The 14,124-nt window shown below is 69.3% G+C and carries 4 protein-coding genes; 1 reads left to right on the forward strand and 3 read right to left on the reverse strand.

Annotation, left to right across the window (positions count from 1 at the left end; translation table 11 throughout):
* Positions 1-115 precede the first annotated feature (115 nt).
* Complete coding sequence (locus AC6JA9_RS26955) at positions 116-10,465, reverse strand: non-ribosomal peptide synthetase (protein WP_497958047.1); 10,350 nt, start codon at positions 10,463-10,465, stop codon at positions 116-118.
* Positions 10,465-11,565, reverse strand: coding sequence for an ornithine cyclodeaminase family protein (locus AC6JA9_RS26960; RefSeq protein WP_223751655.1), 1,101 nt, complete (start codon positions 11,563-11,565; stop codon positions 10,465-10,467). The genes AC6JA9_RS26955 and AC6JA9_RS26960 overlap by 1 nt, the downstream gene beginning before the upstream one ends.
* A 185-nt stretch (positions 11,566-11,750) precedes the next feature.
* Here AC6JA9_RS26960 and AC6JA9_RS26965 point away from each other — a divergent pair, with 185 nt between their 5' ends.
* The gene (locus AC6JA9_RS26965) at positions 11,751-12,782 is read left to right on the forward strand and encodes a hypothetical protein (protein ID WP_223751654.1); all 1,032 of its coding nucleotides are present in this window, start codon (positions 11,751-11,753) and stop codon (positions 12,780-12,782) included.
* Between the two features lie 55 nt (positions 12,783-12,837).
* Here the strand turns inward: AC6JA9_RS26965 and eno are convergent, their stop codons facing one another.
* Complete coding sequence (eno, locus tag AC6JA9_RS26970) at positions 12,838-14,121, reverse strand: phosphopyruvate hydratase (RefSeq protein WP_497958048.1); 1,284 nt, start codon at positions 14,119-14,121, stop codon at positions 12,838-12,840.
* Positions 14,122-14,124: the final 3 nt, after the last annotated feature.

The raw sequence follows: 14,124 nt of genomic DNA on the forward strand, positions 1-14,124 counted from the left end.
CTGAATCGGCGCAGTGTGTGAGTCTTCATTCCAGTCGTCAAGACAAGCCCTGAAACACAAGTGAGTGCAGCAAGGCCACATTTCTCAGGTATTTCGGCACGGCGTATCGACGTGCTCACGCGGACACACTCCGTGGGAGTGTCCGGGCGTGGGAACGTTCCAGCGCGTCACGCAGGAGCGTGACGAGGGTGTGAACTCCCGGGGCGCGCAGCAACGCGTAGTGGTCACCGGGCAGCGTGTGGACGGCCGCGCCTCCCCTGGCGAGCAGCTCCCATTCGTGCGCGCGAGGTGACTCGGCGGATTCGATGGAGACCAGCGCTCCCGGGTAGGGCCTGGGCACGTAGCGCCAGGCGGCGCGGAGGTTGGCTTCGAACACGGCGCGCAGCGCGGCGAGCCCTGTTTCAGGGAGCGCCGAGACACGGTGCGCCGCGTCCTCCAGCACGCCCAGCGACTCCTCGGGGGCAAGGCTCGCGAGGACGTCTTCGGAGCACGGCAGCCAGGCTCCCGCCGAGCGCAGCACGTCCCGGAAGAAGAGCGCGCCCAACCGCGCGGGTTCGAGCCAGGACGGGTCCACCGCTCCTCCCGCGTGGGCCCGCGCATAGGTGTCGATGAGCACCAGCAGGTCCACCGACTCTCCGCGCGCCTGGAGCTGCTGGGCCATCTCGAACGCGAGCGTCCCGCCCAGGGACCAGCCCCCGAGCAGGTAGGGGCCCTGTGGCTGCACCGCGCGAATCGCGTGCAGGTAGCGCTCCGCCAGGGCCTCCACGCTGTCGAGCGGCGCGGTCTCCCCATCGAGGCCGGGCGCCTGGAGGCCGAAGAAGGGCTGGTCCGCGCCCAGCAGGTGCGCGAGCTCCGCGTACGCGAGCACGGTGCCACCCACGGGATGGACGCAGAAGAAGGGGCGCTTCGTCCCGCCGCGCAGTTGGACCAGGGGCGAGCTGGCCGCAGGCGCGCGACTCGATACCAGGGCCGCGATGCGCTCCACCGTCGCGCCCTGGAAGAGCGCGGCCACGGGGAGGGCTCGGCCCGTGAGCTCACGAATCCGCGCGAGCAGGCGCATGGCCAGCAACGAGTGGCCACCCAGCTCGAAGAAGTCATCGCGGATGCCCACCGGGTGCACGCCGAGCGTCTCCTCCCAGGCCCGGACGAGCTGGAGCTCCAGTGAGGTCCTCGGAGGAACCCGGGGCGCCGTGTCCCGTCGGGTGACGTCCGCGTCCGGCGTGGGCAAGGCCCGGCGATTCACCTTGCCGCTGGGAGACAGGGGCAGCGAGTCCAACATCACGAAGTGGCCTGGAACCATGTGGTCCGGCAGCCGCTCCTGGAGGAAGGCGCGCAGGGCGCTCGACTCGGGCTCCGCGCCGTCCGTGCCCACGACATAGGCCACCAGCCGCGACAGCCCCGAGCCATCCGCGCGCGCCTCCACCACGCAGTCCTTCACCGAGGGATGGTGTGCGAGCGCGGCTTCCACCTCCGCGAGCTCGATGCGGTAGCCGCGCACCTTCACCTGTGCGTCGCGTCGGCCGAGGAACTCGAGGGTGCCGTCGGAGAGGTAGCGCGCGAAGTCTCCCGTCCGGTACACCCGTGAGCCTGGAGCAAGGCCCACCGGGTCCGCGACGAAGCGCTCCATCGTCAGGTCCGGACGGTGGAGGTAGCCGCGCGCCAGCGCCGCGCCGCCGAGATACAGCTCGCCGGGGACACCCGGAGGAACCGGAGTGCCTCGCGCATCGAGCACGTGCACACGCGCATTCGAGATGGAACGACCGATGGGCGGCAGGTCCGGCCAGGACGCGGGGTCGCCCTCCAACGTGTGGGCCGTCACCACGTGGGACTCCGTGGGCCCGTAGTGGTTGTGCAACACGCAGCCCGGCAGGCGGCCGATGAAGCGCCGCAGCGCGGGTGTCACTCGGAGCTGCTCTCCGGCCGTGATGATTTCGCGCAGTCGACCCGGCGCCAGCCCGTCCCGGTCCGCCACCTCGGCGAGGTTCTGGAGCGCGACGAAGGGGAGGAACAGCCGCTCGACGCCATGCTGCTCCAGGTGCTCCAGCAGGGCACGTGCGTCCAGCCGCAGCTCCTCGGGGATGAGCACCAGCTCCCCGCCGGCCGCCCAGGTGGAGAACAGCTCCTGGAAGCAGACGTCGAAGCTCAGCGCGGAGAACTGGAGCGTGCGCCCCTGTGGCAGGCGCGAGGCGCCGAGCTGCCACTGCACCAGGTTGAGCAGGGGCCCATGGGGCATGGCCACGCCCTTCGGGTCTCCCGTCGAACCCGAGGTGTAGATGACATAGGCGAGCGACTCCGGCCCCGCCAGTGGCGGGAGGTCCTCCGGGTCCTCGTCCTCGAAGCGCGCCGCCTCCGTGTCGAGCAGCAGCAGCTGTGCCGCCCCATCCGGCACGAGGTCTGCGAGGGAGGACTGCGTGAGCAACCACGGCGCCCTGGAGAAGCGGAGCATCCACGCCAGTCGCTCGCGCGGATAGGACGGGTCCAACGGGACGTACGCGCCACCCGCCTTGAGGATGGCGAGCACACCGACCGCGAGGTCCAGGGAGCGACGGACGCACAGCCCCACCGGCACATCGGGGCCCACGCCTTCCCTGCGAAGGAGTCTCGCCAGTCGATTCGCGCGCTGGTTCAGCTCGCCGTAGGTGAGCACGTGCTCCCCGAAGCGGACCGCCACCGCGTCGGGAGTGCACTCGGCCTGCTCCTCGAAGAGCGCGTTCACCCGGCTCACGGAGGCAAGTGGCGCCTCGGTGGCGTTCCACTCCACCAGCAGCCGGTGCCGCTCGGACTCGGCGAGCAGCGGCAGCGTCTCCACGTCCTGCGCGGGCTGGGCGAGCGCGGACTGGAGCAACCGGAGGTAGTGCCCCGCCATCCGCGACACCGTCTCCTCGTCGAACAGGTCCGTGTTGTATTCCCAGGACGTCACCAGCGACTGGGGCTGTTCCTGGACGAACAGCGTGAGGTCGAACTTCGACATGCCCGGCTCGAAGGCGAGGCTCTCGACGCCGAGCCCCTGGAGCGACACCGGCACCGTGGGGCCCGGCATGACGAACATGACCTGGAAGAGCGGTGAGCGGCTCAAATCCCGGCTCGGCTGCAGCGCGTCCACCACCTGCTCGAAGGGCAGGTCCTGGTGCGCGAACGCCCCCAGACACGCCTTCCTCACCCTCCTCAGCAACTCCCTGAAGCTCGCACCTCCCGTCTCCACCCTCACCACCAACGTGTTCACGAAGAAGCCGACCAGCTCCTCCACCTGCCTCCAGTTCCTCCCCGATATCGGCGTCCCCACCACCACGTCGCCCTGCCCGCTGTAGCGCCCCAGCAGCACCTGGAACGCCGCCAGCAGCGTCATGTACAGCGTCACCCCTTCCTTCCGGCTCAGCTCCCGCAGCGCGCCCGCCAGCTCGGGAGGAATCCGGAGCGACAGGTGCGCTCCGTTGAAGGACTGCACCGCGGGACGCGGTCTGTCGGTGGGCAGCTCCAACACCGGCGGCGCTCCCGCCAGCTGCTCCTTCCACCACCCCAGCTGCTTCTCCAGCACCTCCCCCTTCAGCCACTCCCGCTGCCATCTCGCGTAGTCCGCGTACCGCACGTCCAACGGTGTGCGCTCCACCGACTCCCCTCGCACCCTCGCCCCGTACCCCTCTCCCAGCTCCTTCTCCAGCAGCCCCACCGACCACCCGTCGAACACGATGTGATGCACCACCCACACCAGCACGTGTTCTTCATCCCCCACCTTCAACACCTTCGCCCTCAGCAGCGGCCCTCTCTCCAGGTCGAACGGGCGCTGGGCTTCCTCCTCCACCCTTTCCAGCACTTCCGCCGCGGCCACGGGCTCCACCTTCAGCGACAGCTCCACGTCCTCGTGGATTCGCTGCACCGGTTTCCCGTCCACCTCACCGAAGGTCGTCCGCAAGGACTCGTGCCTTCTCACCACGTCACGGAACGCGCCCTCCAGCGCGCCCACGTCCAGCCGACCCGAGAGCCGCACCGCGAAGGGCATGTTGTACGAGAAGCCCTCCGCATCGAGCTGCGAGAGGAACCACAGTCGCTGCTGCGCGAAGGACTGCTCCACCACGCCGTTGTGCGGTCTCCAGGTCAGCGCGGGCGGAGGTGCACCCCTCGCTTCCTCGAGGACATCCTCCAGGTGCTCGGCGAGCTGCGCCACCGTGGGCGATTCGAAGAGCACACGGACGGGGAGGTCTCGCCCCACCACGTCCTTCAAGCGGGACACCGCCTGGGTCGCGAGCAGCGAGTGCCCCCCCAGCTCGAAGAAGTGTGCCTCCACGCCCACGCGCTCCAAGCCGAGCAGCGGACCGAACACCTCCGCGACGACCCGCTCCATCGCCGTGCGTGGCGCCACGTCGCCACCGCGTGACTCCTCCACGCGCGGCACCGGCAACGCCTTGCGGTCCACCTTCCCCGTCGGGGCAATCGGCAACGCGGGGAGCGCGACGAAGGCCGAGGGCACCATGTACTCGGGCACCTTCGCCTGCAGGTGCGCGCGCAGCTCCGCCGGGGTCAGCGTGTGACCGTCCTGGAACACGACGTAGCCCACCAGGCGCCGGTCTCCCGGCACGTCCTCGCGCACCACCGCCACCGCGTCCCGCACACCGGGCAGCGCTCGCAGCACCACCTCCACCTCGCCCAGCTCGATGCGGAAGCCCCGCAGCTTCACCTGTCCATCCAGGCGCCCGAGGAACTCCAGGTTCCCGTCCGCCATCCACCGCGCCCGGTCTCCCGTGCGGTAGTAGCGCTCACCCGACGTGCCCTCGAGCGTGTCCGGGAGGAACCGGTCCGCGGTCAAATCGGGGCGGCCATGGTAGCCGTGCGCCAGACTCGCGCCCGCGACGCCCACTTCACCCGGGACACCGATGGGGCAGGGCTCGCCGTTCGCGTCCAACACGTACAGGCGCACGTTGGTGATGGGCACGCCCACCGGCGGAAGCGCGGGCCACGAGGAAGGAGGTCCCGAGGCCCGCCACGCGGTGACGACATGCGCCTCCGAGGGCCCGTACTGGTTCTCCAGCACGCATCCCGGGAGCCGCTCGAAGAAGGCCACGAGCGCGGGCGTCACCTGGAGCTGCTCTCCCGCCGTCACCACCTCCGTCAAGGGAGGCAGCACCTCCTCGGACGCAGCGGCGTCGCAGACCGCCTGGAGCGCGACGAAGGGGAGGTAGAGCCGCTCGACCTGGTGACGCACCATGTACCGGAGCATCGCGCCAGGATCCTGTCGCAGCGCCGGGGTGATGAGCAGGACGCGGCCACCCAGACACCAGGTGCCGAACATCTCCTGGAAGGAGACGTCGAAGTTGAGCGAGGCGAACTGGAGCGTCGTCGCGTCCGGCTTCACCGTCCGCTTCAGCAACCACCAGAGCATGTTGCCCACCGCGCGGTGGGACATGACGATGCCCTTCGGTCGCCCCGTGCTCCCGGACGTGTAGACGAAGTAGCAGTTCGTCTCCACGGAGAGGTCCACGCAAGGCGCGCTCGTGGGGCGGCGCGAGATGGCGGCGGCCTCGTCCTCCAGGCTCAACACCCGCGCCGACGTCCCCGAGGGCAGCGCGGAGACCAGGTGCGCCTGCGCCACCACCACCGGCGCCTCCGTGTCCTCCAACATCAGCCGCAGTCGCTCGGTGGGCCAGGTCGGGTCCAGGGGAAGGAAGGCCGCTCCGGCCTTGAGGGTGGCCAGCACCGCCACGGGCATCTCGAGGCTGCTCCGGTCCAGGCACAGCCCCACCGAGCCGTTGGGCGGCACCCCCAACGCCACCAGGTGATTCGCGAGCTGGTTCGCGCGGGCGTCCAGCTCCGCGTACGTCAACGAGCGCGTGCCGTCCGTCACCGCCTCCGCGTGAGGCGTCCGCGCCACCTGGGCCTCCACCCATTGGTGCATCAGGCCCGGCACATAGGTCGCGTCGCGACGCGCGCCCCACTCCACCAGCAGGTGCCGACGCTCCGTCGCATCGAGCAACGGGAGCGCGGAGATGGGCTGCTCCGAGGACTCCACCACCGCGTCGAGCAAGCGTCCGTAGTGGCCCGCCATCCGCGACACCGTCTCTTCGTCGAACAGGTCCGTGTTGTATTCCCAGAACGTCACCAGCCCGCGCGGCGTCTCCCACGCGAACAGCGTGAGGTCGAACTTCGACACGCCCGGCTCGAAGTCGAGTTCCTCCGACGTGACTCCTTCGAGCGCCAGGGGCGCCAGTTCGCCGGGCATGACGAACATGACCTGGAAGAGCGGTGAGCGGCTCAAATCCCGGCTCGGCTGCAGCGCGTCCACCACCTGCTCGAAGGGCAGGTCCTGGTGCGCGAACGCCCCCAGACACGCCTTCCTCACCCTCCTCAGCAACTCCCTGAAGCTCGCACCTCCCGTCTCCACCCTCACCACCAACGTGTTCACGAAGAAGCCGACCAGCTCCTCCACCTGCCTCCAGTTCCTCCCCGATATCGGCGTCCCCACCACCACGTCGCCCTGCCCGCTGTAGCGCCCCAGCAGCACCTGGAACGCCGCCAGCAGCGTCATGTACAGCGTCACCCCTTCCTTCCGGCTCAGCTCCCGCAGCCTCTCTTCCAGACCGTGCGAGAGCGTCACGCGCTTGAGTGCACCGCGATAGGTGCGCACCGCGGGACGCGGCCTGTCGGTGGGCAGCTCCAACACCGGCGGCGCTCCCGCCAGCTGCTCCTTCCACCACCCCAGCTGCTTCTCCAGCACCTCCCCCTTCAGCCACTCCCGCTGCCATCTCGCGTAGTCCGCGTACTGCACCTCCAGTCTCGCGGCCTCCACCGCCTCCCCTCTCACCCTCGCCCCGTACCCCTCTCCCAGCTCCTTCTCCAGCAACCCCACCGACCACCCGTCGAACACGATGTGATGCACCACCCACACCAGCACGTGCTCTTCATCCCCCACCCTCAGCACCTTCGCCCTCAGCAGCGGCCCTCGCTCCAGGTCGAACGGACGCCGAGCCTCCTCCTCCACCTTCGGCAGCACCTCCGCCGCGGACACCGACTCCACCGTCAGCGACAGCTCCACGTCCTCGTGGATCCGCTGCACCGGCTTCCCGTCCACCTCACCGAAGGTCGTCCTCAGGGACTCGTGCCTTCGCACCACGTCACGGAACGCCCCCTCCAACGCCCTCACATCCAGCCGGCCTGTGAGTCGTCGGGCGAACGGGACGTTGTAGGAGATGCCTCCCGTGTCGAGCTGTGACGTGAGCCACAGTCGCTGCTGCGCGAAGGACTGCGGCACCACGCCACCGTGCGGCTGGTGCGTGAGGGGACTGCGCTGGGCTTCGTGGTCCTCCTCCAACCGCTCCGCGAGCCGGGACACCGTCGAAGACTCGAACAGGACGCGCACGGGCAGCTCACGTCCCACCACTTCGCGCAGCCGCGACATGGCCCTCGTGGCCAGCAACGAGTGTCCGCCCAGCTCGAAGAAGTCGTCCTCCACGCCCATCCGCGCCAGGCCCAGCAGCGGGGCCAGGACCTCCGCCACCACCTGCTCCATCGCCGTGCGAGGCGCCACGTACTCACGCCGCGAGCCCTCGACCCCGGGGGAAGGCAGCGCCCTCCGGTCGAGCTTCCCGTTCGGCGTGAGAGGCAGGCCCGGCAACATGACGATGGCCGAGGGCACCATGTACTCGGGCAGCCGCGCACGCACCCACGCGCGCAGCTCCTGGGACTTCGGGAGCGCCCCCTCCGAGGGAACACAGTACGCGACGAGCCACCGTCCTCCGGGGCCATCCTCGCGCGCCACCACCGCCACCTCGCGCACGTCCGGGTGGCTCGCGAGCACGGACTCCACCTCGCCCGACTCGATGCGGAAGCCGCGCAGCTTCACCTGTCCGTCCAACCGCCCCGCGAACTCGAGCGTCCCATCCCGCCGCCACCGCGCCCGGTCTCCCGTGCGGTACAGCCGCGCCCCGGGCTCCGCGCTGAACGGATTCGGGACGAACCGCTCGGCGGTCAGCTCCGGACGACGGAGGTATCCCCACGCCAGCCCATCGCCGCCCGTATACAGCTCGCCCCAGACACCCACGGGGACGAGCGACATCGCCGCGTCCACCACATGGACCTGGGTGTTCGAGATGGGTCGACCAATCGGCACGGCGCCGTCCACCCGCGAGCCCGCCGTCAACGGATGGCACGTGGTGAACGTGGTGTTCTCCGTGGGCCCATACCCGTTGATGACGACTCCCCCTCGCGCCAGACGCGCGCGAACGGCGGAGGGCGACACCACGTCGCCGCCCGTGAGGAGCTGACGCACCCCGGACAGCGCCTCGGGACGCGTGGCCATCACCTGCTCGAACAGCGCGGAGGTCAGCCACAGCGTGGTGACGCCACTTCGCGCCAGCCCCGCCTCCAGCTCCTCCACCGAGGGTGTCCTCGGCGCGAAGACCACCAGCCTCGCGCCATTGAGCAGCGGCCCCCACAGCTCCAGCGTCGCGGCATCGAACGAGATGGGCGCGAGCTGGAGGAAGACCTCCTCCGGTCCCAGCTCCGCGAAGCGGCTCCCCTTCACCAACCTCACCACCGCGCGGTGCGGAACGCAGACGCCCTTCGGCCGCCCCGTCGAGCCGGAGGTGTACATGACGTAGGCGAGCGACTCCGGCGGCAAGGGCAACGCCAGGTCGACCTCGGGCTCGTGAGCGAACGCCGCCCCCGTGGGCTCCAAGGGAACGAGCTTCACCGAACCCGAGACGAGCCACGGACAGGCCGCGTCCGGTGCCAGCAAGGCCGCGAGCTCCGAGTCCTCACACATGAAGGACAGCCGCTCGTCCGGATACGACGGGTCCAATGGAACGTACGCGGCCCCGGCCTTGAGGATGCCGAGCGTCGCCACCACCATCTCCAACGAGCGTCGCGCGAAGAGCCCCACCCGACTCCCGGGCTCGATCCCCAGTCGACACAGGTGGTGCGCGAGCTGATTGGCGCGCCGGTTCAGCTCCGCGTACGTCAGGCGCTCGCCCTCGAACTCCACCGCGACGGCGTCCGGAGTGCGGGACACCTGTGCCTCGAACAGCGCGGGGATGCTCGCGTCGCGCGGATACTCCGTCCGCGTCGCGTTCCACTCCGTCAGGAGCAGCCCACGCTCGGCCGCGCTCACGAGCGGGAGCTCGAAGACGCTCGACGAGGGGCGCTCCACCACCGCCTCCAGCAACGCGACGTAGCGCTCCGCCAGTCGCGTCACCGTCTCCTCGTCGAAGAGGTCCGTGTTGTATTCCCAGTACGTCACCAGCCCGCGGCTCGTCTCGCGCGCGAACAGCGTGAGGTCGAACTTGGAGACGCCCGGCTCCAGCGGGATGTCCGTCGCGACGAGCCCCGGCAGGCTGAGCGCCGCGGACGGCTCTCCCTGGAGCACGAAGGCCACCTGGAAGAGCGGCGAGCGGCTCGGGTCCCGCTCCAGCTGCAGTGCCTCGACCAGCTGTTCGAGGGGCACGTCCTGCCTTGCGAAGGCCTCCAGGCACGTCTTGCGGACCTGACGCAGCAGCATCTGGAACGGGACGTCCTCGACCTGGGCCCTCAGGGCCAGCATGTTGGCGAAGAACCCGACCACGCCCTCCAGCTCACGCTGCCCGCGCCCCGCGAAGGGCGAGCCCACGACGATGTCCCGCTGCCCGCTGTGACGCGCCAGCAGCACCTGGAACGCCGCCAGCAGCGTCATGTACAGCGTCACCCCTTCCTTCCGGCCCAGCTCCCGCAGCCTCTCTTCCAGGGCCGGCAGGGGCGGCATCCACTTCAGGGCGCCCGGATAGGTCTGCACGGCGGGACGCGGTCTGTCGGTGGGCAGCTCCAACACCGGCGGCGCTCCCGCCAGCTGCTCCTTCCACCACCCCAGCTGCTTCTCCAGCACCTCCCCCTTCAGCCACTCCCGCTGCCATCTCGCGTAGTCCGCGTACTGCACCTCCAGTCTCGCGGCCTCCACCGCCTCCCCTCTCACCCTCGCCCCGTACCCCTCTCCCACCTCCTTCTCCAGCAAGCGCACCGACCACCCATCGAACACGATGTGATGCACCACCCACACCAGCACGTGCTCTTCCGCGCCCACCCTCAGCACCTTCGCCCTCAGCAGCGGCCCTCGCTCCAGGTCGAACGGACGCCGGGCCTCCTCCTCCACCCTTGGAAGCACGTCCGCGGCCGCCACCTCCTCCACCTCCAGCCACAGCTCCACCTCGTCGTGGATCCGCTGCACCGGCTTCCCATCCACCTCGCCGAAGGTCGTCCTCAGTGACTCGTGCCTTCGCACCACGTCACGCAGCGCGCCCTCCAGCGCTCCCACGTCCAGCCGGCCCGTGAGCCGCACCGCGAAGGGCGCGTTGTAGGACGTTCCGCCCGCGTCGAGCTGCGAGAGGAACCACAGCCGCTGCTGCGCGAAGGACTGCTCCGCCACGCCGCCATGCGGCTGGTGCGTCAGCGGAGGCCGACGGCTCGTCCGCTCCGGCTTCGTGGCGATGGACGGCGCGCTCCGCATCATCACGCCACTCGAATCGTGGGCCGAGGCCCCTCTGGCGCCCCCTGCCCGGGCTGCCCCTGAGGCTCCGGCAAGAGCAGGTCGTACGGATTCATCGCGTCACCGGCCAGGCACTCCAGCTCCACGTCCAGCCCCAAGCCGTGGCGTCGCGCCAGCTCGATGAGCACGCCCGTCACCGCCTCGTCCTCCAACGAGAACCCCGTGGAGTCAAACACCGTGGACCGCTCCCGCCACTCCCCGAAGCGCTCGGGATGCTGGACGACCTCGATGATGCCCGGGCCAATCTGCTCGGGCCGCAGCTGCTGACACTCTCCTTCCACCAGCGCCTGCGGCAGGAAGTCCGGACACACCAGGCTGCGCTCCAGCAGCGAGCGCGGCAGCTCCAGCTTCCCCGGCAGGTCCGAGCCCACCGCGTTGACGTGCACCCACGGCTTGAGCCGCCCGTCTTCCAACACCGGCCCCTCTCCCACGCCCACCGACGTCACCGTGCACACGATGTCCGCCTCCGCCTCCACCGTCTCCAACGGCGCCGCGCGGACATCCAATCCCAGGAACGCCGCCCGCCCCGCGAACGAGCGCTGCGCCACCGGGTCCACGTCAAAGACAAGCACCCTCTCAATGGAAAACAACCGCGACAGTGCATGCAGCTGGGTCACCGCCTGGGCGCCGGCGCCGACCAGCCCCACCACCCGGCTCTCCGGATGTGCCAGGTGCCGGCTGGCGATGGCGGACGCCGCCCCCGTGCGCAGCGCCGTCGCAAGCACCCCGTCCACCAGCGCCGTCAGGTGGCCCGTTGCACAGTCATAGACACTGTTCGTCGCGATGATGGTGGGAACCCCATAGTGTCTGGGATTCATCGGATTGTAGCCGACAACTTTGATGGTGATGGATTCACCCTGCCGCATCACCGGCATCCACTCGAGCACGCCTGTCCGGGCGTTGCGCAGCGTGAAGCCCTCGCGCTGCCGCAGCTCCGTGCGCGCGAGGTCGAACGTTCGGAAAGCCGTCTCCACCGACTCGATGACCCGGTCCATCAGGACATCGATTCCCACTTCGTGCACGAGCCTGCGCAGGTCCGCCTGGGTGACGAGGAGTGTCTTCACGGGCGCTCCCTCAGCCTGGAGATGCGCGCACTCTGCATCAATCCGTGTCACCTGAGAAGACAATCAAAACATTCCGACATCTCTTTACGCGCCCAGAAGAATAATCATCCCTGATTGCCCATGACCACACTTGCCGACATTGCACGTTTTACATGAACTACGAACAAGCCCTATCATCGCGAGCCGTGAGCACACGAACGGACGCCGCGACGCTGTCCTGGGGTTGGGTTCGCAATCCCAGGTTCGACCTCTTCTTCATCCTCGGAACGGCGGGCCTGGGGCTCGCGTTCTCATTGGCGGCGCTGGCGCGGCCGTCGCTGTTCCCCGTGCTGTTGATGGTGGACGTGTGGCTGCTCGGCTACCACCACGTGGTGTCGACCTTCACGCGGCTGGGGTTCGACGCGGAGAGCCGGCGTCAGCACCGCTTCCATCTGTGGGTGCTGCCGGGGCTCGTCTTCGCGGCGACGTTCGCCGTGTACCAGTCGGGCGGCGTCTGGCCGCTGATGTCCATCTACTTCTACTGGCAGGGGTGGCACTACCTCAGGCAGAGCTACGGCGTCAGCCGCATCCTGGACCGCGCCTCGAAGCGGCCGGCGGCGGAGAACCCCGCCACCGCGTGGATGCTCTACCTGCTGCCGCTCGCGGGGCTGCTCTACCGCTCCGCGCAGGGCTCCACCACCTTCCTCAAGCTGGAGGTGCGGATGCTGCCGGTGCCCTGGGAGGCGGCGTGGGCGGCGGCGGCGTGCGCGCTGGTGGCCTTCGCGGCGTGGGCGGTGCTCCAGGCGCGGGCGCTGCGCTCGGGCGCGGGCAGCCCCGCCCAGACGCTCTACCTGGCCACACACGCGGGCATGTTCGCCGTGGGCTACTTCGTCATCCCGAGCCTGGAGACGGGCTGGCTGGGCCTCAACGTGTGGCACAACGCCCAGTACATCCTCATCGTCTGGCTGTTCCACAACCGGCGCTTCAAGGAGCAGGTCAGCCCCGAGCACCGCTTCCTGTCCACGCTGAGCCAGAGCCGGCGGATGCTCCAGTACCTGGTGGTGTGCGTGGCGCTGTCCGCGCTGCTCTACACGTTCATCCTGCGCGGACTGTCGTGGATTCCAGCGGCCAGCCTGCTCATCGTGCAGACGCTCAACTTCCACCACTACATCGTCGACAGCCTCATCTGGAAGGTGAGGCAGCCGGCGGTGCGGCGAAACCTGGGGCTCGCCGCGTGAGGCCCGGGCCAGGAGGGCCGCGAGGGCTTTCGCCCCGCGGCCCCTGGCGTCGGGCTCAGCCGCGAACGCGCAGCACGGAGCGGCCGCCGTAGCGGGCCTGCTTGCCCAGCTCCTGCTCGATGCGGATGAGCTGGTTGTACTTGGCGGTGCGGTCCGCGCGCGACAGCGAGCCGGTCTTGATCTGCCCGCAGTTGGTGGCGACAGCCAGGTCCGCGATGGTCGCGTCCTCCGTCTCACCGGAGCGGTGCGACATGACGGCCGTGTAGCCCGCCTTGTGCGCCATCTCCACCGCGGCCATGACCTCCGACAGCGTGCCAATCTGGTTGACCTTCACCAGGATGGAGTTGGCGATGCCGTTCTTGATGCCGTCCGACAGGCGCTTGACGTTGGTGACGAACAGGTCGTCGCCGACAATCTGCACCTTCGAGCCGATGCGGTCCGTGAGCAGCTTCCAGCCGGCCATGTCGTCCTCGGCCAGGCCGTCCTCGATGGAGACGATGGGGTACTTCGCCACCAGGCTCTCCAGGTACTTCACGTGCTCTTCCACGGAGCGCTTCTTGCCCTCACCCTCGTAGTCGTAGACGCCGTCCTTGTAGAACTCGCTGGCGGCGCAGTCGAGCGCCAGGGCGATGTCCTCGTTCGGCTTGTAGCCGGCCTTCTCGATGGACTTCATGATGAAGTCCAGCGCGGCCTCGGCGGACGTCAGGTTGGGGGCGAAGCCGCCCTCGTCACCGACGTTGGTGCCGAAGCCCGCTTCCGACAGGCCCTTCTTCAGCGTGTGGAAGACCTCGGCGCCCATGCGCACCGCCTCGGCGAGCGACTTCGCGCCGACGGGCATGATCATGAACTCCTGGAAGTCGATGGCGTTGTCCGCGTGCGCGCCGCCGTTGATGATGTTCATCATCGGCACGGGCAGGAGGCTGGCGGAGACGCCGCCCACGTAGCGGTAGAGCGGCAGCCCGCGCGCGGCGGCGGCGGCCTTGGCCACGGCCAGCGACACGCCGAGGATGGCGTTCGCCCCCAGCTTGGCCTTGTTGGGCGTGCCGTCGAGCGCAATCATCGTCTCGTCGATTTCGAGCTGCGACTCCGCGTTGAGGCCGCGGACCGCCTTGAACAGCTCGTTGTTCACCGCCGCGACGGCCTTCTGCACGCCCTTGCCGAGGTAGCGGCGCTTGTCGCCATCCCGCAGCTCCACGGCCTCGTGCGTACCGACGGAGGCGCCGGAGGGAACGGCGGCGCGACCGCGGATGCCGTTCTCCAGGATGACGTCGACTTCGACAGTGGGATTGCCGCGACTGTCGATTATCTCACGGCCTACGACACCGACGATTGTAGTCATCGC

Source organism: Myxococcus sp. MH1, from assembly GCF_059738865.1.